This is a genomic window from Leptospirales bacterium (assembly GCA_019694655.1).
Lineage (GTDB): Bacteria > Spirochaetota > Leptospiria > Leptospirales > Leptonemataceae > SSF53.
Genome location: JAIBBN010000004.1, coordinates 62,721 through 81,175, shown reverse-complemented (window position 1 = coordinate 81,175; position 18,455 = coordinate 62,721). Strand labels below are relative to the sequence as shown.

The window sequence follows — 18,455 nt, the reverse complement described above, 5'->3', positions numbered from 1 at the left end:
CCGCGGGCCGCCTACTGCCGGACAGCGCCGACATAGATCTTTCGAGCGCCTGCGGCGCGCGCCAGGTCCAGCAGTTCGACAACCTTTCCATAGTCGGCGTCGCGGTCAGCATGCAAGGCAACGGCAGTTTCCGGCGCCGCAGCAATCCGTTCGCGAACCGTCTTACGCAATGCTTCCAGCGACAGCGCCTTGCCCTCCAGGTAGAGGGCGCCGCCACGGTCCACGCCAATTGTGATTCGTTGCGCTGGCCGCGGGTCCGTTTGTGAAGCGCCTGGCAAATTGATATTCAGTCCCGAGGAAACCAATCCCGGCGCCGCAATCATGAAGATGATCAGCAACACCAACACAACATCAGTAAATGGAACGATATTGATCCCACTGAAGAGAGCATCGCCCTGCAATCTCTCGCGATAACGTACCATAGCCCTTTGCAATCCTCAGGAACGCGCCGCAGCGCGTGAAGCAAGTCCGCTTTTCAATCGACTGGCCGCAATTTCCATCTGCAGAACCATATCACTTACGCGCTTGCGAAAGTAGTTGTAAGCGATGGTTGCCGGTATTGCAACAAAGAGGCCGGCTGCTGTGGCAATCAAGGCCTCGGCGATGCCCGCGTTGAGCTGATTCATTCCTGCGGTTTCGCCGCCAGCGCCGGCGCCCAGACTCAAGAATGCGCGGATGATTCCAAGCACGGTGCCAAGCAGTCCAATATAGGGGCTGACGGTGCCCAGGGTTGCTTCGATGCCCAGGTAACGCTCCATCTCCGGTAATCGCTCCGCAATCGCACGACTGCGCACTTCTTCGTAGCCGCCAGGATCGGTTGCCGGATGGGGCGCGGCCAGACACTCGGCCAGCACATAACCAAGAGGATGACGACGCAGCGCTGGATCCTCGGAAAGCGATGCCGCACTGACCCCGCTATCCAGCCGATGCAGGGCTTCGCGCGCTACCTCCGCCGGATCCGCCTTCCGAGCATTAAAATAGACGGCTCGCTCCACAATGACGATCAGCGATACCAGAGAGCACAGAAGTAAGACGATAAGGGCCGGGCCGCCCGCAGAGATCAGCCCCGACCAGGAAAAAAATTCGGCCATCGCGGCTAGAGCGCCAGCCAGGGCGTTGCTCGCAACCGATTTCAGCCGCGAAATTTCTCAATCAGCTCCCGAACACGGAGCTCACAGGTCCCGCAATTCGTGGAGCAATCGGTCAATTCCTGAACGCGTTCAAAGGTCGAGGCGCCCGCTTCGACCACCTGGCGAATCCGTTCTTCGGATACACGCCGGCAGATGCAGACCATTCGCGGGCGTAGCAAGGCATTGAGTGCGGCCTGATCCATGCAATCCCAGAATAGCCGCCAGGCCAGCGCTTAGCAATCGTTTCCGCAGGCAGATCCCCCCGCTGACTGCAATTCAGACGGCCGCCCGGAGCTCGAAGACAAAAAAAACCCCGGCGAAAAACGCCGGGGTTTCTGCTTTCGAAGCACTCAGTCGATCACGGATAGGTAATCGACTCAACTTGCGAGGTGTTCACGCGCTTTACGCCATTGGGCGTATGCACTACGAGAACCGCGCCGGTCTGAGCAATGACCGCTCCGGTCAGCTGGGTTCCGTCTTTGAGGTTCAGGGTCTCCAGTCGGTTGTAGTGCTGACGGATTTCCTGCTCATTGTTCAGCTGCGTCTGAGAAGCTTGCTGCTCAATCTGATTGAGCACGACTTCTTGCTTCTCGTCACGGTCGCGACGCAGATCTTCCACAGCGGATTGGTCGCCGGAGGCCAGTCGGCCTACGATTTCAGAATCCACCGTGATCAGCGTTGCGCGCTCGGCCATCTCATCAGCGCTAACCGGCGCCTGCTCAACATGCACCGCAGCCTGAACTTGCAGGGCTGCCTGCAATTGCTGGTTAGCGGCCGGCGCGGCAGTATTCAACTGACCGGCTTCCGCGCTTTCCAGACGCTCGTTCGCAGCCAGGACGCCTTGATTGACGCGCGGGTCCAGCGTCGCTTCGCTGTTGTCCTCTACGACAACCTCATGCTGCTGTGCAATCTGTTGCATATTGCGCAGGTTCTGGTCGCCATTGATCTGGTCCTGTGACAGATTTTCCAGCGCAGCAATGCGCGGGGATACTGCCACACGGCCATCAAGAACGCGCACGCGCGGCGACTCGCCCTCTACCGCATCAACGGTGAAGGTTGTTCCGCGCACACCGGCGATTGCCGTCGGCGTAGTAACGCTGAAGTTCTCGCTGCCGGAGGTGCGTTTCACGGAGGCCATCAGGCTGCCATGCTGCATGCTCAGGCGAGTGTCGGCGCTTCCTTCGCCGTAGAGCTTCGCAATCGTCACAGTGGTGAAGTTCTTGATTCGAACTGCACTTCCGCTCCGGGTCTGCAGGTCTACGGTGCCGTTGGTCGTTTTGATGGTGTCATTTTCATTCACCACCATGCCAACTTTCGCCTGCATCTCATTCTGTCCCCTGACAACTACCGCTTCGCCGCTGGCGAAAACAATAATCATGGAGCGCTCGGCAGTCTGCGAATCGTTCTTACCGCAATTCAACGCCGCCGCGCCCACGGCCAGGGAGAGAATCAGGCCGGCGAAGGCTACTGATTTCAGTCGCATTCTCATCGGTTTTCTCTCCTTAACTTCAACTAGAAGTCCATTCATCTTTCACTCCTCATTGTCTGAGAGGCCCCTCACTCGGCGAGGAGGACCTCTTTCACCTCGTCCGCTGAAAGGACAAAGCTTCGACCTTCTGTCTCGATAAACATCCTGCGACCGACTTGAGACACAATCAGGCCGCGAATTTCCTGTCCATTGTTCAGGATGATTCTATTGTACTCCCGCTGACGCTGTTCGCGCGCCTGACGCAGGACACTGTCCACAGAGGCGCCGGTTGCAACCAGCGCTGGTCCATCGCCCTCCAGGCGGCGGGCCAGATCATCCAGCTCGCGCTCATCCACGAATTCGGGATCTTCACTCTGGCCGACGGCCGGCGCACTGCTGGCCGATGCAACCTCGGCAACCTCATTTTGACCCAGGCTCACAGCCTGTGTCGGCGCGAGGGAGGGACGCACCTCAACGGCGCCGCGCACGACATAGATTTCTGTAGCCCTCCCATCTGTGGACACACGGAAGCTGGTGCCGCGCACTCCAGCGATGGCCGTAGGCGTGCGGACATTGAACTCATCGCCCTGGTTCAGCCTTTCCACGACGTTCAGCAGACGCCCGCGATGCAGCATCAGTTCATCTACTTTGCCCCTGCTTGACTCTCTGGCCAGGGCATCCATGGACAAGCGCGAATTGGCGCTCAGGCGAATTACGGTTCCGCCTGGAAGTCCAAGGTCAGCCGCCGATTCCGGGCCGGTGACGATCCAGTCTCCGGCCCGCAGCCTCGCGCCCTGCGCCAGCGGCTGTCCGCCTTGCAGCCATTCAGCCTCAGCTGCGCCACGTTCGGCCAGCGGCTGAGCAGCGGGTCCCTGAAGGCCAATGGCCTGTCCGCGAACGCCAAGAACAATCGCCTGGTTGCCATTTTCCGGGACGCCCTGTTTCAAAGAGAAGTTCCAGACGGCGAGCCCAATGCCGCTGCAGACAACCAGAGCCGCAGCGACAGCCAGCCAGGGTCTGAAGCTACGGTTCGTAGAGGAAGCACGCAGGATACGACGAATCTCCACTTCCGAAAGCGGAACCTGCGGCGCAGCCTGCAGCCATTCAGCCTGGAATTCCGGCATACGCGGAATCGAGGGCGTCCTGCGCAGCAGGCGCTCGTAGGGCTGGAACTCTTTATCTTGCGTGCTCATCTGGCAGGCCCTTTGCGCCAATCTCTGAAAGAGTTAACGGCGGAGGATCGAATGTTTTGCAACATTTCCGGGACTGCAAAGGCCTTGTTTTGTCCCATTTCAATCAGCTCCCTGACTCCGGACGAAGGCCTCGTTTGCGACCGGCCTGGATCAGGCTCTGCTGCGCCTTCTGCACCAGACGGGAAGCCGTAGAAACAGATACATCCATGACTCCAGCTATGTCTTCGAGGCGCATATCCAGTTGAAAGCGCAGGATTAGCACAGTCCGCTGGTCCTCAGCAAGGCCTTCCAGCAGCTCCTGTAAGAGGCGGTCGTCGAGCTGGTTCTGGATTCGATTGAGAACTCCGTCCGCGACATCCGCAGTGCGCGCCTTTGCCGACGCAGGGCCGCTTTCGTAGCCCTCCACCAGGTCCACCTGGCGATTGTAGAAACGGCGACTGTGATTGATAAGCATATTCCGGGCAATGCGGAACAGGTACATCCGGCATTGCTCGTCCTCCGGCAGTGGCCGGGTCTGATAGATGCGGACAAAATTAACAAAGGCATCCTGGATCAAGTCCTGAGCGGCGCCCTCGTCGCGCAGCGATCGATACACATACACATAGAGATCCCGCTGGCACGCGCTGTAGATGCGGGCGAAGCTCTCTTGTAAGTCCGACATGCGTCTGCTGCGCATCCAGCGGAACAAGCTACGCCAGGCGAACGAAGGCCTGCATGCGGCGTATCCGGATTCCACAATCAGGCTGCTTCGCGTGGTGCGCTTCCGCAGCGATCGTAGCCAGCGGGTCGTGGACAGGGATTGTTGCAACTCCGGCGCCAGCTGCCGGAGCCAGGCTGGCTCTGCAGGACGGACGAGGCAGCAGCAGTGTTACCTGGCTTCGCACCGCAGGCGAAATCGACACGCCTGATGGATTGCTTCGGTATCAATTTCTGGCAGAATCCAGGGAAGCAATCAAAAAAGGGTCCCACAGCGATCGCCCGGCGCTGGGGACGATGCTGCTGCACGGTCGGATTCTGGAGCTTCTGATTGGATGGCGGTCTTTTGCAGAGGATCGATCGACGGCCTTTGCTGATGGCGCAAGCTTACGCCCGCAGCTTGCTGGCCCGCCGCTAGAACGTCGCCTCCCGCTGGCCTTTCTGGGTCGCAGCGGACTTGGCGGCGTCGTCGGCAGCCGGAGTTCAGCCGGAATCTATCTGGGCGGCAGCGGGGCCGACCTGTTTGCCCTGTGGCTCCCGGGCGAAAAGTTGGCCGCCCTCTACTATCAAAATCGACCGGCCCTTCCTGGCTTTCTCCTCGATGCGTCCCTGGAGGACGGATACTGGCAAGGATACGCGCGCATCGGCAGCGCCGATCGTAGTCCGCAGCGCAGCAATGATGAAACGGCGCCCGTGCACTGGCGCTGGCAGCTGGAAGCGGAACGACGTAATAGCTGGGACCGCAATGCTGAGAATCAATTGCGGCCGGGCAAGTCCGGCGGCGGCGTGGCCGCGCTGGACTGCGGCGAGCGCTGGCAGCTACTGGCGGCCGGGATCGATCGCAGCGCTCTACAAATGCGCATCCTGCGCAGTCAATTCTGGCTTCACTCGCTGGCCGAGGACGGTTGGTCGATCGGGCTGCGCGTGGGGGCCTTGCGCTGGCGCGATCTTGATGCGCCTGAAAGCTGGTCGGGTCGGTCGGCCAGCGGCGGCCCCTTGTTGCACTGGCGCAACGGAGCGCTGCAGCTGCAGCTGGGAATTGAAGCCGCACGGCAGCGTCAGGCGCGCGGCGAACTGGAAATCGCCTGGCGCCGCCGCAACTGGCATATCCGGGCGCGCCTGGCGCTGGCCTCGGCATCCGCTGCGCCAATGGATTTCCTGATCCTCCAGAAGGGATCGGGCGCCTTCAGCAGCATTGCCTATTACCCGCAAGCTCGCGCCGTCTTAAGTATCGAGGCTGGCATGGACGGCTGGGCGATGGAATGGAACGCCCAGGAACAGAACGACCGTCGCAGCTACGAGGCGCGCCTGGCCACAGAACTGCAATTCTGATCTAGAACCGCCGGATCAGACGCGGTAGACCTGAATGGCGTGGATGATCAGCGAGACTATTCCCGTTACTACGTAAATAACAACGATCGTGAATAGCCCGGCGGCGGAGTAGTCGCTGCCATAACGAAAGCCAACAAAGATCAACACAGCGGCAAGAAACAGCAGCACAATTGCCAGACGGGCCGGGGAAAATCGGCGCAGCCAGCTGCTCTGTGGCTTGGAGTAGCGGATCGTACTGACCATCAGGAAGGCCATGGCTACAAAGATCAGAGTAAGCACAGCCTCCGGCGCCGGAATCAGTTCCCCGAAGGCGATGGGCATCAATGCGACGATGGCGCCTGCCACCGGAGAAGGCAATCCGGAGAAGCTGTCGGAGCGATGGCTCACGTTGAAGCGCGCCAGGCGATAGGCTGCACAGGCCGGATAGATTGCCGAAAGAAACATCCCCGTCGGTATAACCAGGGTAGGTGAGATTTCGTAGTTCAGCCGGTGCAAGACAAAGGCGTACATGACCGAAGCCGGGGCGATGCCGAATGCACTGAGATCGGCCAGGCTATCGAGCTGTGCGCCCAGCGGCGAACTGGCATTCAGCAATCGCGCGGCAAAGCCATCGAGGCCATCACAAAGCATCGCCAGCAGGATGAAGCCAGCGGCCACAGTGATCACGCCCCGATTGCCATGAGAAGAAGCGGAAAGGAGGATTGCAAAGAAACCCAGGCTCAAATTGGCAAGGGTAAAGAGGTTAGGAACCCAGTTCAGTTTGATTCGCATGCGCGCCATGACACTCTCAACTCAGCCTGCGGGGACTTTTCCGAGATAGCAGCCAGGAATCAAATCTCTTTTGCTCGATACGCTGAAATCGAAGCCGGCAGAGCGCAGCCCGATCTGGCCATACATGCCCCCCAGCAGGGCGACCATGGCGGCATTGTCAGTGCATAAGTATCGCGCCGTGGGATAGACGATTTCCAATCCATCGGCGCGGCCCATCTCGTCCAGCGACTGGCGCAAGCGGCCATTGGCCAGCACGCCGCCCGAGGCCGCAATGACGGAGAGACCGGTTTTCCTGACTGCGCGCTGCAGGTTGCGCCTGACCAGATGGAAGGCCGTCTCCTGGAAATCGCGACAGATACGGCCCGGAACCTCGCCCTGCGCCATAGCGCGCATCGCCGCCGTCTTAATGCCTGAAAAGGAAAACTGAATCTCGCTGGCCGGCTGGTTGCGCAGCAATCGGCTAAAGAGCGAGTTTTCAACCCTCCAGGCGCCGGCGAAGCGATCATAGTCGGCGGCGGCCCGCTCGATCGCCGGGCCGCCTGGATAGGGCAAATTTACAATTGCTGCGATTTTGTCGAAGGCCTCGCCACAAGCGTCATCCAGGGTATCCGCAATCAGCTCAAGCTTTCCCACTCCATGAACGACGAAGATTGCTGAGTTTCCGCCGGAGAGCAACAGGGCCAGAAAAGGAAAGCGGGGCGCCCATCCTTCCAGCACCGGAGAGAAGATATGCGCCTCCAGATGATCGACTGGCCTCAGTTCTGCGCCGGTAGCCAGGGCAATTGCCTTGGCCGCCTGAGCGCCAACCATCAACGAGCCAACCAGTCCCGGCTGGACTGTAACGGCCACAAAGTCAAGGTCATCAAAAGATACTGCCGCCTGCTGCAGCGCCTGCTCTATGCAGTCGTTGATCTTTTCCAGATGGGCGCGGCTGGCGATTTCGGGAACAACGCCGCGAAAAGGTCGATGATCCTCAATCTGACTGTGAATGATGTTGGAGAGAACGCGGTTGCCGCGCAGTACCGCCGCCGAACTTTCGTCGCACGAGCTTTCGATACCAAGACCGATCTCGTCCATTGCCGCTGCCGGAGCGCTGCCCTCTCAGCAGTCAGGATGGCAATTTTGCTTCGCTATCGACGAATGTAAAAAATTGGTCGAGTGCAGCAAGACGCAATACGTTCAGGATCTCCGGACCCGCGCCCACCATGAAGAATTCTCCCCCGGACTTTTCCAGCATCTTCTTACGGAGGTGCGCCATCAAAGCAATTCCGGATGAATCCATATACTTGAGCTGGGTCAGATCGACTGCCAGGGAGAGTACGCTTGCACTTCCAAGGTACTCCTGCATCTTCCGTTTGAGCTCCCCGACGCTGTAAAGATCAAGCTGGCCATTGAGTGCGGCGATCGTGTGACGACCATTGGTCTTGACTGAAACTTCCATTTTGTCCTGTTTCGGGAGAATCGGGCTCCCTTGCCAGCAAAGCAAGTCTTTTCCCCATTCTGACGCAACACAATCTTGGCCTGGAATCAGCCATGCAATATGCCGATGACGCTGGCGCTCAAAAATTTGCGTTCCAGCTCCACTCCAGAACGTAATTCTCTCGCGTGCGGCTGATTGCGCCGCTGCCGCCCTCCCACAGGCCCCTTCCCTCTTCCATTCTCGCCTGCAGAGGCAACATTGCCGGCGCACGTCCCTGCAGCTCCGCCGCGATTGGATCAAGGGCTGCAAGCGACGGCGACGGGCGCAGGTTATCGGCATTGGCCGACGGCTGCCACAGCCAGAGGTCCACAACGTGCCAGGCATAGAGCAGAATGCCGGCAGCGCCAAGCAGTCGCTGGTTGTTCTGGTGACGCTGGAATTCTCCGCGGTACGCTGTATTGTAAAAAAAGATTACTGTGGGATCGCTTGCGGCCCGCTGACTGACCGCAACCGCGGCGCGGTACTCGATAAAAAAAAGACTCCATGCCAGCGCGGAGCCGCCAAGCATCGTGTAGCCCTGCAAATTTCGTCCGCCGCCGAGCTGATTCACGCCGGGCGCCAGCGCCCAGAAGTCCGGAAACTCGAATCCCGGCTCCTGGTGGGGCTCTACCACCAGTGCGGCCACTCCATCATCAGGCAGGGTCTGTTCATTTCCGCGCGAATCCTGGACCACCACCGCACCGGCCTGCACTCCGGTAACGACCCCCTCAATGTGCGTGTTTCCGCTCTGCAAGCGAACGCGAACGCCTGGGCTCAGGACTGAAGAGAATCGCTGGAACTCTTGAGCCCTGGTCAACTCTGCACTGGCCAGTTGTTCCATTGGGATGGTGCGCAAATTGGTGTATCCGTCGCCCTCGGCGATGACCAATTTGTTTTCGTCAACATCATGCAGGATTGCATCACAATGACGCTGATCTGAATCGCGCAGCTGGTAACAAACAGGCGCGCCGCTATAGCCCATCGTCAGGTTTTCGATTTCCGATCGAGGCACCAGGCGCTCGGCGCCGCTGGTATCTACAAAGACGACTCCCTCTTCCTTTTCTTCGACGTAGAAGCCGCTGATCGATTGACCGGAACGCAGCCGCAACAGATCTGCGGCCAGCGCGCCCGGCCAGAGCGCCGCCAGCAGCAGCCCGCAGAGTGCAGCGAGAACGCGGGCATCTTGCCATCTATGTTCGCGGCGCCGCATGAATGCAACCTACGGCAGAGAAGCTCGCACCTCGCGCAAAGCGGAAAGCTCCAGCAATTCATCCTCCGTCGCGCCGCCCATCAAGCGTACGCCAGCAGTAGAAAATTCAAGCCGCTTGATTCTCAGGCGCCGGCCATCCTGCAAGAGCACGGAGAGGTCGCCCTGCTCGTCGCTACATTGGACGACGGAAAACTCCGATGCGGGCGCCTGAGTAGAAAAATCGGCCTGGAAGACTGCACGGCCATTTTCGAAGCGGATCGCTTCGCCAAGCAGCAGGCGGCCGTCGCGCGTGCGCACCGCAATGGCCGGAGTCAAGGATACTGGCGGCGGTTCGCGAATCGCGGCCATCGATTGCAGGCCGCCAGTCAGATCAAGATCAAAGCCTGGCGGATTAGGCGGATCGCGCAGCGCCAGGTAGCCATTCAGATCTGGCGGCGATGGCTCTTGAACCTCGGCGGCAGCCGCCTGCTCACGAGCATCCTGAATTTGCTCGGCGGCTTCGTTGCGTAGCGCGCCCAGATCTGGGTTGTTTGATTGATAGATTTCTTGCAACACGACCGCACTGCGTTGCTCCGCCGCCGCGCTCTGCACTTCGCTGACGACGGCTGTATCGCCAATCTGGCGCGCAGTATTCTCGGCGAATTGCCGAGTTTCGCGGTCGCCTCCATAAAAGTGGCCAATCAGCAACAAGCGACGGTTGGCCTCTCGCACCGCCTGCGGATCGCGATTTTCCTGAATGATAGCGCGATAGCCCTGGATCGCCGGCTGCACCTTCCCGGTTTCTTCCTGCGAACGACGAAAACGATACTCATCCATTGGCGAAAGCGGACGCAGAGCTTCAAAGGCGCCAGCCGCCTGGTCGTAAAGGCGAGCGGCGAAAAAGGCGCGCGCTTTCTCCAAAGGAGACAGTTCCCGACCTTCAATTTCCGAAGCGCGTCGCTCATTCTCCTCGAGCAAGCGCAACAAAACAGCGGCGGTTTCGGCAAAATGTGTCCCAGGATGATCGCGGCGCACTCTTTCCAGCGCCGTACGCGCCTCGGCGCGCTTTCCCGATACTGCCAGACAGTAGCCTACGTGAAGCAGCGAGAAACCGTGCAGGTCCGGGGCCGATCCGGCCAGATCCGGAATCACCGATTGGTACTTCTCGGCGGCCGCGTCAAAGCGTCGATTGCGTTCAAAGAGAAATGCCAGTTTTACCAGAGCCAGTTGCTCCTGGTCCTGACTCAGACGCAAGAATGGTTTGAGCGAAGCCATGCGAACTGCGTTGACCGCGGCGAGACCGGCCAGCTGCACCGGCGTCAGCGATAGCTCCTCGGGATTGGCGGCGTTCATAATCGCCGACTCCATGACGTTCTTTTGCAGTTCGGAGCGAAAATCCGACTCGCCGGCGGTAAGCGATTTGAAGCGCTCCTTGAGCACCTCCGAAGAAAGTTCGTAGTTGAAAAGTCGGCCGCGCGCTACCTGGATGCGTAGATCAGCCAGCTTGATGCTAATGATCGCCTGGCTCATCAGGGCGAAGAATCCCGCCATCATCAGCGCCAGCGGTATGGCCAACCAGCGCGCCATTCACGGGATCTCCAACAGCAGGAAGCTCACATCATCGTGGTATTTTGTTACAAACGAAGTAAAGGCTGTCTGCAAATTATGCGCCGCTGTCGTCGTATCCAAACCGCGACCGGCGCGCAGCTGATCCAGCACGCGTTCGATCCCATACTGTTCGCCGTCGTCATTGACTGTTTCTATCAATCCGTCGGAATGGACAAAGATCCGGTCGCCGGATTTTGTATTGACCATGTTCGCTTTGTAGCGTACGCCATCCATCAAGCCCAGCGGCGGTCCATGTGATTTGATTTCGACCGTCTCATCCTCCGACCTTCCGGGCAGAAAGATCACATTGTTGTGGCCGCCATTCGTAATATAAGTCTTTCCGCCGGGTCCGATCAGCATGAATACGCCGGTTGCATAGTAGGACGTGTCCAGTCGTTCGGCGAGGTGTGCGTTGAGCGAGGTCATCACCTGAGCCGGATTCAGCTGGTGTTGCAAGGCCTCATCCAGGCTGAGAATTGTGATCGTCGTAATCAGTGCGGCGGACACCCCGTGACCGGCGGCGTCGGCAAAGAACACGCCGGTGTGACCGTCGCGGAGTTTGTAGAATTTATATACGTCGCCGCTTACCTGGCGCATAGGACGATAGAAGAGCGCTGGCTTATATTGCTCGACGACGCTGAGATTGCCCAGGAACAGCTCCTGCACTTCCTTGCCGATAGTCAGTTCCAGTTCGATTTGCGAATTCAGTTCGGTAATCGTTGCTACGTTCTGCTGAATGTTGGCAGCCATTGAGTTGAAGGCGTCGCCCAGGTCGTCCAGCTCATCCTGTCGTTTGCGTCGCCAGGACGCGCGCGTCGCCAGATCGCCGCCGGCCATCTTGTTGCTGGCTTCCGTCAGCAGGCTGACGCGACGGAAGATCAGTCGAAAGACAAAGATGGCAAAAATCAGGTGGACGACGATTCCAAGGATTACCGCCACGCCCACCTGGACGTAGAGCGATTCAATTCGCTTACGCGCCTCGACCAGCGAGAGACGCGCAAAAATGAATGCATGTTTGGCGGCGCGGGTGCGCAGCGGGATGAGCAGATCTATCGAAAAGTCCGCTTCATTGAGCTCAGGGATGAAGCGCTGACGGAACAGCGTATTTTCCGATGTCAATTCTTCGGTCTTTTTCAGAATTTCCGGACTGACCTCAGTTTGCTGCGACGCCCCCTCGCGAAAGTACTGTTTCCAGATCTGTCCGCGATCATCGAAGACCTGATAGCGCTCCACATCGCGGCTGCGCAACTGGCTGTCCAGTTGCGCCAGATTCTCGGCGGAATCGGGCGCGATTTCCACCGATTGCAATTCGTCGGAAACAACGCGCCCCAATTCGTTTTGCTGCAGGTTGATATTGCTCAGGATCAGGTCGATCTGGTTCTCCACGATCATGACGGAGCTGATAATAATGTTCAGCAAGGCCAGCAGGCCATAGAGAGCCCCGATGATAATCCGGAGCGATGTTCGCCTGGGCGGCTTTTCCGTCATGGTTGAGGCCCTTCCCCATTATTGTCGGGTTGGCGCGGGGTGCGGCCAATGTAGCGATCGCGCTGAAAGATCCCTTCGCGGACGCTGCCGCTGGGCAGCGTCAGCTTTCCGGCCCCCTCTCTGTGGCCATCGTGGAATTCACCCTCATAGACAGATCCGTCGCTGGAGCGCAGCACGCCGCGGCCTTCCGGCTGGCCATCGCGGACGGCGCCGCGGTATTCTGCTCCTCCCGGATAGCGCAAGGTCCCTTGCCCGATTGCCCGGCCGGCGCGAAATTCGCCCTCATACTGAAGGCCGCCAGGCAGCGTCAGCGCGCCTTCGCCCTGCATCCTGCCTTCATGAAACTCGCCGATATAGCTGAGGCCCTGGCTTACTCTTAGTTCGCCGTGACCATGGAAGCGACCGCCGCGAAACTCGCCCTTGTATTCAAAGCTGGATGAATTCAGCTGCCCCTCGCCTTCGGCGACGCCGCGGGCAAAGCGCCCGCGGTAGCTGAGTCCGCCGGGCAGCTGCAGCTCGCCCTGGCCCCAGGGCAGGCCTTCCCGGAATTCTCCACGATAGACGGCCCCGCCAGCGTAGCGAAGCTCGCCTTGACCGACAGGAACCCCATTTCTGAATTCCCCCTTGTATTCCGCGCCGCCAGGATAACGCAGCAGATCTACGCTGATCTCTCGGCTCTGTACTCGAAATTCGAGGCGCATTGCATTGCGCTGGGCGACGCCATCGCCGTTCATAGACCCCGATTGCCATACCCCGGAATAGCGAACGCCATTGCTGCTGGTGTACACGCCGCGCCCTTGCGGTTTTCCTTCGCTAAAACCTCCGTCAAAGGAAGCCCCCGATTCCCAGCGGTATTCGCCGCGACCATTGACGCAATCGCCGGATTGGCATGCGCCGCGACTTTGCGCCGACAGCGCCGCGCCATAGAGCGATAGTAACAGCGCTGTCCAGCGCAGAGCGTGCATCAATGCAGCTCCTGCAAGGCGCGGGCCAGCTGCAAATCGAGATCGGGATTTGCCGCTTGCCCCTCGCGCACATGGTATCGATCGCGCAGGATCAAACGCGCCAGTTCCGCAGAGAGCGAGAGCTGCTGCTGCCGGAACTCGCTTTGCAGTGTAGCAACAAGTTCCTCGCTGTAATTTGGATGCTGTGCGCGCAACTCTTCAAAGTATTTGCGCTCATCCAGACGTTGCAGATAGAGTATTTCCCCCGGACCGAGCCGCGCTGATTCTACAACGATATCCGGCGTCAGACCAAGGCCGTGGATGCCGCGATTGGCAGGGGTGAAGTAGCGTTGCACGGTAATCAGCGCCGCCGTGTCGCCGGGCAGCGGTCGAAATACGCGCTGAACGCTGGCTTTGCCGAAGCTGCGCGCGCCGAGCAACTTCGCCCGATGGTGGTCTTGTAGAGCGCCGGCAAAAATCTCCGAAGCCGAGGCTGATCCCTCGTTGATCAGTACAATCACTTTGTAGTTTTCGTCAATGAGGTTGGCGGCGCCCTCGACGCGGTATTCGCGGCTCAATTCTGCGGTACGCCCGCGGGCTGTGACAACCAGTTCGCCGGTCTTCAGAAAATATCCGGCCAGCGTGGCCGCCATGTCCAGCCGCCCGCCGGGATTGTTTCGCAGATCGACAATAATGCCGCCAGCCCCGCGGCGCTTGAAATCCTCGAGCGCAGTGCGGAACTCTTCAACGGCCCCGTTCTCCTCTCCAAAGAAATGGAGCAACCGAAGGTAGCCAACTTTTTCGTTTTCAAAGTACTGACTTCGTACGTAGTCAATTTGGAATGCGCCGCGCGTAACCTGGAGGATAATTGGCGCCGGAGAACCCTCGCGTTCAATTTTAAGTTCCAGTCTGCTTCCGCTCTCTCCGCCGATGCGCTGCAGGATTTGAGCAAAGCTCTGGTCTTCGGTCTTAACGCCATCGATGGCGACAATGCGATCGCCAGCTTGCACCCCGGCTTGCTCCGCTGGACCGCCGCCAATGGGCGCAATCACTACCGGAATTCCATCTTGGAGAGTGACTTCGACGCCAATGCCAACGCGACGGCCCTCCTCCATACTGCTGAATTCTCGCAATTCCTCGGCGTCGAGAAAGCGCGTGTAGGGATCCTGCGAGGAGGCCAGCACGCCCCGAACTGCGCCGCGCATCAGATCCTCATCGGCGATCGGGTCAACGTAGAGCGTGCGCATATAGTAGCGCACGTACTCCAGGGTCTGTTGGTAGAGCTGACTGCGGTCGCCATCGGCGAGGGCCGGTCTGGCGGCCAGGGCCAGATTCAAAAGCAGACTGCCAGCGAGCGCCGCCGCCAGCAGTCGTTCGCGGCGCCGAGCGGCGCGCAGCCATCTGCCAATCCGATATTTCTTGAGCGCTTGCATCATCCGCCTGCTCCTCTTACTCAAAGCGACGGATTCTGCCGCACGGCGCGCTCCGGTCCCTCTTCGGGCGACGTTGCCATCAATTGTGAATAGAACGCTGGGTCATTTTCCTTGAGCAGCTGCAGCGTTTCTTCAACTCGGACGGCGTTCTGCCGGCAGCTCTCTTCAAACAGGGTCCGATCGCTGAGGCCCTTGAGTCGAACGTCGAAGGCCGCGTTGAAGCGCATTACCAGAAAGGTCTTCTTGACCCGTTGCAGATCCTCCGGCTGCGGCTTCGCTGCGCAGGCAGCCGCCAGCAGCAGGACTATTAGAATTGTTAGAAATCGCACTCTTCTACCTCGTTCAGTACGCCGCGACCGCCAGTCTGGGCCCTGACGCCTTCGACGCAATCAATGCGGCGCTGCGCCAAGTAGAGCGGCCAGGTCGGCAATTTGCCCGATTCTATGAAGATCGACACCTTCTGGCAAAGGATCAATCAGCTCTCCGTCGGGAAGGGCAATGCGCACAAAGCCCTGCCGCACAAGCTCGCCAATGCGGTCCCGACTGCGCGGGCCGCTGCGAACCTCCCCGGAAAGCCCGACCTCGCCAAAGCAGGCAAAGCCCGGTGGGACGGCGATTTCGGCCTGCGAGCTGAGGACTGCTGCGCACAGCGCCAGATCAAGGGCCGGATCGTTAGAGTCCAGACCGCCGGCCAGGTTTGCAAAAATATCGCATTCAGCCAGCCGCACCCGCAGTGTTTTTTCCAGCACCGCCGCCAGCAGGCTGAGCCGGCGGGAATCCAGGCCATCCGCCGTACGCCGCGCCGGCCCGTAGTAACAGCGCGTCACCAGGGCCTGCACTTCAACTGCCAGAGCTCGGCTGCCTTCCAGCAATGCTGAATGGACTCGACCTGGTCCGCCGGAGACGGTGCTGAGCTCTCCCAGTCGTTCCAGGGGGCGAAGTCCGCGCTGCCCCATTTCAAAGAAGGCGCTCTCGCCGACGGCGCCGAAGCGATTTTTCAAAGCGCGCAGAATCCGGTAGTGATTGCTGCGATCGCTTTCGAAAAAGAGCGACGCATCCACCATGTGCTCCAGCAGCCGCGGTCCGGCAATCGCCCCATCCTTGGTGACGTGACCGCTGGCCACAATCGCCGTTGTCGAGATTTTTGCGGCCTCCATCAAGCGCAGCGCAGCGCTGCGCAGCGCCGCCGCCGCGCCCGGAGCGCCTTCTCGAGCGCCGAGGCTCAGCGTCTGAATGGAATCGATCAACGCCAGCGCCGGACGTTCGGTCTCGATGCATGCCGCGATCAGATCCAGCTCAGTCTCATGGGCAATGCGCAGCGCCGAAGTCTCAATGCCCAGGCGTGCGGCGCGTAGCGCAATTTGCTGCGCGGACTCCTCTCCGGTGAAATAAATAGCCGTATGCTGAAACTTGCGAATCAGTTCTAACAGCAAGGTTGACTTCCCGGCGCCGGGCTCGCCGGCCAGCAGGACAAAGGCGCCCGGAGGCAAACCCCCGCCAAGGATTCGGTCGAATTCAGCAAGACCCGTACAAAGACGCGCTGCTGAGGGTTGCATATGCAGTGCGTCCAGCGTCGCCAGTTGCAATTGACGATTCTGGCCGGAACGCGGCGCCGACGCAAATTGAGCTTCGTTCTCTTCCAATGAATTCCAGCTGCCGCAGGCGGCGCATTTTCCCGCCCAGCGGCTGTGGCTTTCGCCGCAATTGCGGCAGACGAAAGAGCTGATGGATTTCTTGCGGGCCATGGTCGCAGCCAGACTGAGGGTCAATATTGCGCCAGGCCTGCGACAGCGCCTTTCTTTTTGCATTTGCGACTGGGACGCAGAGCAAACCGCGTCGCTTGACGCCCAGGCCGCCCGGGCGCTTCATGTAGTATGTCCCTGCACAACATCCAGTTGCGCTGGCGCCGCGGCGGCCAGGAATTTGATATTGAGAAATACGATCGCAACCACGAACTCGAATTTGAGGGCGGGCAGCGTCTCCTGAATTCTGCAGCGCCAGATTACAAGGGCGACCCCAGCGCTTCCAATCCGGAAGAACTACTGGCCGCCTCTCTCTCCAGCTGCCACATGCTCACCTTTCTGGCTGTCGCCGCCAAAGCGCGATTCGTCATCGACGAGTACGAAGATCAGGCCACGGCAACCCTTGAAAAGAACCAGAAGGGCCTGGTGGCTGTAACGCGGGTCGTCCTCAGGCCGCTGGTGCGTTTCTCTGGAGAAAACCAGCCGGACGCCGGCAAACTGCAGGAACTGCACGAGAAGGCTCATAAGTTTTGTATGATTGCCAACTCGGTAAACTGCGAGGTGGTAATCGAATCGCGCTCCTGATGGCCGACCACGATTCAGCGCTGGCCGCAGTGCAGGATCGTGTCGCGCTCAGTAGGCGCCGCTTTCCGGCGGCAAACGGTTGTCGAAACGATTGAGTTCCGGACGAAAGGTAAGTCGAAAGGCGCCTGTCGGGCCGTTGCGGTGCTTGGCCAGAATCATTTCCACTGTCCCGCGGTTCTCCAGATCCTCTACGCTTTCCGCCTCGCCCTCCTGGCTCTTGTGAATGAACATTACAATGTCCGCATCTTGCTCGATGGCCCCAGATTCGCGGAGGTCGGATAGCTGAGGACGCGCCGATTCGCCCCGGCGCTGCTCCACGCTGCGATTCATTTGCGATAGCGCCAGCACCGGCGCATCCAGAGTACGCGCCATCGCTTTCAGACGTCGCGAAATCTCCGCAACCTCATGCTGGCGGCCCATCTTGCGCGCTTCCGGATCATTGAGCAGTTGCAGATAGTCAACGACGATCAGTCCCAGCTTCTGGCCGACCTTGTCTTGAGCCACCTTGAATTTTCGCGCCCGGGCGAAGCATTCCCAGACGGTCAGATCGCCGGAATCATCAATATGAATCGGCGCTGCGCAGATGCGTTCAATGGCCTGCAGCAAATCGCGCTGCCTTCCGCCAGGATTGCCGCGCTTCAGCTCGCTGTGGCTGTAGAGCGCCTCGGAACAAACCAGGCGCATCATCAGTTCCAGCCGACTCATCTCCAGGGAAAATACAAGGGTGTTTTGCGCATTCTTCAGCGCAATGTTTGCGGCCAGATTGAGCGCAAAGGTCGTCTTGCCGACGCCCGGTCGCGCAGCCAGAATGATCAGCTCGCCGCCCTTCAAGCCAGAGGTCAGCTGGTCGAACTCAGTGAAGTGCGTCCGCACCCCGGAAAGTTCGCCCTTGCGTTCCACCAGGGCCGTCAGGTGAGCGACGAAATCGGCGCGGAGTTCGGCTACGGAAACGATGCCTTGCTGGAAGCTGCTGTTGGTTAACTGAAGAATTTGATCTTCAATGGACCGAAGAAATTCGTTTTCGTCTTCGTTGGGCTCGGCAGCGCGCCGGGCAATTTCCTCGCCGGCCAATTTCAACGCACGTCGCAAAGCCAGGGCGCGAAGTCGCTGGGCATAGATTGGAGCGTTGGAAGGCGCCAGACTATCCTGGACCAGCTTGAGCAAATAGGGCCCGCCGCCGGCCTGTGCGGCGATCTTCCGATCTTCAAGGTAATGGATGGCCTGCATCGCATCGATGTCGGTGCGACCCTGATCGTAGAGCGCGACGACCGCGTCCCAGATCAAGCGATGGGCTTCGGAGTAAAAATCTTCGCGTTTCAGCTGACCGCGCAGCTGCACGACCAAATCCGGTCGTAGCAAAAGCGCGCCAAGCGTCTGGCGCTCGGCCTCCAGATCGCTCGGGAGGACGTCGGCCATG

19 protein-coding genes are annotated in these 18,455 nt (G+C 59.6%); 2 read left to right on the top strand and 17 right to left on the bottom strand.

Features of this window, described 5'->3' with window-relative positions:
- Positions 1-11 precede the first annotated feature (11 nt).
- The 6 genes from K1X75_08130 to K1X75_08105 all read right to left on the bottom strand — a co-directional run bounded on the left by K1X75_08130 (position 12) and on the right by K1X75_08105 (position 4,452).
- On the bottom strand, positions 12-422 hold the full coding sequence (locus K1X75_08130; protein ID MBX7058021.1) for a biopolymer transporter ExbD: 411 nt from the start codon (positions 420-422) through the stop codon (positions 12-14).
- 15 nt (positions 423-437) lie between these two features.
- Entirely contained in the window at positions 438-1,091 is a 654-nt protein-coding gene (locus K1X75_08125) for a MotA/TolQ/ExbB proton channel family protein (protein MBX7058020.1), read from the bottom strand.
- Positions 1,092-1,132: 41 nt separating this feature from the next.
- Positions 1,133-1,333, bottom strand: a complete 201-nt coding sequence (locus K1X75_08120; protein MBX7058019.1) for a (2Fe-2S)-binding protein — start codon at positions 1,331-1,333, stop codon at positions 1,133-1,135.
- Between the two features lie 155 nt (positions 1,334-1,488).
- Positions 1,489-2,658: a FecR domain-containing protein gene (locus tag K1X75_08115; protein ID MBX7058018.1), complete on the bottom strand. Its 1,170-nt coding sequence runs from the start codon at positions 2,656-2,658 to the stop codon at positions 1,489-1,491.
- 29 nt (positions 2,659-2,687) lie between these two features.
- The gene (locus K1X75_08110) at positions 2,688-3,791 is read right to left on the bottom strand and encodes a FecR domain-containing protein (GenBank protein MBX7058017.1); all 1,104 of its coding nucleotides are present in this window, start codon (positions 3,789-3,791) and stop codon (positions 2,688-2,690) included.
- Between the two features lie 103 nt (positions 3,792-3,894).
- Positions 3,895-4,452 carry a sigma-70 family RNA polymerase sigma factor gene (locus K1X75_08105; GenBank protein ID MBX7058016.1) on the bottom strand — a complete coding sequence of 186 codons (558 nt, stop codon included), beginning with the start codon at positions 4,450-4,452 and terminating at the stop codon, positions 3,895-3,897.
- A gap of 53 nt (positions 4,453-4,505) precedes the next feature.
- Here K1X75_08105 and K1X75_08100 point away from each other — a divergent pair, with 53 nt between their 5' ends.
- Complete coding sequence (locus tag K1X75_08100) at positions 4,506-5,819, top strand: hypothetical protein (GenBank protein MBX7058015.1); 1,314 nt, start codon at positions 4,506-4,508, stop codon at positions 5,817-5,819.
- Between the two features lie 15 nt (positions 5,820-5,834).
- On the opposite strand, the gene pssA is transcribed toward K1X75_08100, so the two are convergent.
- The 10 genes from pssA to radA form a co-directional block, all read right to left on the bottom strand.
- Positions 5,835-6,599, bottom strand: coding sequence for a CDP-diacylglycerol--serine O-phosphatidyltransferase (pssA, locus tag K1X75_08095; protein ID MBX7058014.1), 765 nt, complete (start codon positions 6,597-6,599; stop codon positions 5,835-5,837).
- Positions 6,600-6,611: 12 nt separating this feature from the next.
- Positions 6,612-7,667, bottom strand: a complete 1,056-nt coding sequence (gene tsaD, locus K1X75_08090) for a tRNA (adenosine(37)-N6)-threonylcarbamoyltransferase complex transferase subunit TsaD (GenBank protein ID MBX7058013.1) — start codon at positions 7,665-7,667, stop codon at positions 6,612-6,614.
- Positions 7,668-7,698: 31 nt separating this feature from the next.
- Positions 7,699-8,031, bottom strand: a complete 333-nt coding sequence (locus K1X75_08085) for an STAS domain-containing protein (protein ID MBX7058012.1) — start codon at positions 8,029-8,031, stop codon at positions 7,699-7,701.
- Positions 8,032-8,149: 118 nt separating this feature from the next.
- A complete protein-coding gene (locus K1X75_08080; protein MBX7058011.1) occupies positions 8,150-9,259 on the bottom strand; it encodes a hypothetical protein in 1,110 nt (369 codons plus the stop codon).
- A gap of 9 nt (positions 9,260-9,268) precedes the next feature.
- On the bottom strand, positions 9,269-10,825 hold the full coding sequence (locus K1X75_08075; protein ID MBX7058010.1) for a tetratricopeptide repeat protein: 1,557 nt from the start codon (positions 10,823-10,825) through the stop codon (positions 9,269-9,271).
- Positions 10,826-12,334 (bottom strand): SpoIIE family protein phosphatase, encoded by a 1,509-nt coding sequence (locus K1X75_08070; protein MBX7058009.1) that lies wholly within the window; start codon positions 12,332-12,334, stop codon positions 10,826-10,828.
- The gene (locus tag K1X75_08065; protein MBX7058008.1) at positions 12,331-13,299 is read right to left on the bottom strand and encodes a hypothetical protein; all 969 of its coding nucleotides are present in this window, start codon (positions 13,297-13,299) and stop codon (positions 12,331-12,333) included. Before K1X75_08065 ends, K1X75_08070 begins: the two co-directional genes overlap by 4 nt.
- A complete protein-coding gene (locus K1X75_08060) occupies positions 13,299-14,714 on the bottom strand; it encodes a S41 family peptidase (GenBank protein ID MBX7058007.1) in 1,416 nt (471 codons plus the stop codon). Before K1X75_08060 ends, K1X75_08065 begins: the two co-directional genes overlap by 1 nt.
- 17 nt (positions 14,715-14,731) lie before the next feature.
- Complete coding sequence (locus K1X75_08055) at positions 14,732-15,040, bottom strand: hypothetical protein (protein MBX7058006.1); 309 nt, start codon at positions 15,038-15,040, stop codon at positions 14,732-14,734.
- Between the two features lie 60 nt (positions 15,041-15,100).
- Positions 15,101-16,456, bottom strand: a complete 1,356-nt coding sequence (gene radA, locus K1X75_08050) for a DNA repair protein RadA (protein MBX7058005.1) — start codon at positions 16,454-16,456, stop codon at positions 15,101-15,103.
- A 129-nt stretch (positions 16,457-16,585) separates the two neighbouring features.
- On the opposite strand from radA, the gene K1X75_08045 reads away from it, so the two are divergent.
- On the top strand, positions 16,586-17,038 hold the full coding sequence (locus tag K1X75_08045) for an OsmC family protein (protein MBX7058004.1): 453 nt from the start codon (positions 16,586-16,588) through the stop codon (positions 17,036-17,038).
- A gap of 48 nt (positions 17,039-17,086) precedes the next feature.
- On the opposite strand, the gene dnaB is transcribed toward K1X75_08045, so the two are convergent.
- Positions 17,087-18,454 (bottom strand): replicative DNA helicase, encoded by a 1,368-nt coding sequence (gene dnaB / locus K1X75_08040; protein MBX7058003.1) that lies wholly within the window; start codon positions 18,452-18,454, stop codon positions 17,087-17,089.
- Between the last annotated feature and the right edge of the window lies 1 nt (position 18,455).

Bases quoted from the DNA above. Each gene is read 5' to 3' on its own strand.
- K1X75_08130 (MBX7058021.1), bottom strand. From the start codon at position 422: ATGGTACGTTATCGCGAGAGATTGCAGGGCGATGCTCTCTTCAGTGGG.
- K1X75_08125 (MBX7058020.1), bottom strand. From the start codon at position 1,091: ATGGCCGAATTTTTTTCCTGGTCGGGGCTGATCTCTGCGGGCGGCCCG.
- K1X75_08120 (MBX7058019.1), bottom strand. From the start codon at position 1,333: ATGGATCAGGCCGCACTCAATGCCTTGCTACGCCCGCGAATGGTCTGC.
- K1X75_08115 (MBX7058018.1), bottom strand. From the start codon at position 2,658: ATGAATGGACTTCTAGTTGAAGTTAAGGAGAGAAAACCGATGAGAATG.
- K1X75_08110 (MBX7058017.1), bottom strand. From the start codon at position 3,791: ATGAGCACGCAAGATAAAGAGTTCCAGCCCTACGAGCGCCTGCTGCGC.
- K1X75_08105 (MBX7058016.1), bottom strand. From the start codon at position 4,452: ATGTCGGACTTACAAGAGAGCTTCGCCCGCATCTACAGCGCGTGCCAG.
- K1X75_08100 (MBX7058015.1), top strand. From the start codon at position 4,506: ATGCGGCGTATCCGGATTCCACAATCAGGCTGCTTCGCGTGGTGCGCT.
- pssA (MBX7058014.1), bottom strand. From the start codon at position 6,599: ATGGCGCGCATGCGAATCAAACTGAACTGGGTTCCTAACCTCTTTACC.
- tsaD (MBX7058013.1), bottom strand. From the start codon at position 7,667: ATGGACGAGATCGGTCTTGGTATCGAAAGCTCGTGCGACGAAAGTTCG.
- K1X75_08085 (MBX7058012.1), bottom strand. From the start codon at position 8,031: ATGGAAGTTTCAGTCAAGACCAATGGTCGTCACACGATCGCCGCACTC.
- K1X75_08080 (MBX7058011.1), bottom strand. From the start codon at position 9,259: ATGCGGCGCCGCGAACATAGATGGCAAGATGCCCGCGTTCTCGCTGCA.
- K1X75_08075 (MBX7058010.1), bottom strand. From the start codon at position 10,825: ATGGCGCGCTGGTTGGCCATACCGCTGGCGCTGATGATGGCGGGATTC.
- K1X75_08070 (MBX7058009.1), bottom strand. From the start codon at position 12,334: ATGACGGAAAAGCCGCCCAGGCGAACATCGCTCCGGATTATCATCGGG.
- K1X75_08065 (MBX7058008.1), bottom strand. From the start codon at position 13,299: ATGCACGCTCTGCGCTGGACAGCGCTGTTACTATCGCTCTATGGCGCG.
- K1X75_08060 (MBX7058007.1), bottom strand. From the start codon at position 14,714: ATGATGCAAGCGCTCAAGAAATATCGGATTGGCAGATGGCTGCGCGCC.
- radA (MBX7058005.1), bottom strand. From the start codon at position 16,456: ATGGCCCGCAAGAAATCCATCAGCTCTTTCGTCTGCCGCAATTGCGGC.
- K1X75_08045 (MBX7058004.1), top strand. From the start codon at position 16,586: ATGTCCCTGCACAACATCCAGTTGCGCTGGCGCCGCGGCGGCCAGGAA.
- dnaB (MBX7058003.1), bottom strand. From the start codon at position 18,454: ATGGCCGACGTCCTCCCGAGCGATCTGGAGGCCGAGCGCCAGACGCTT.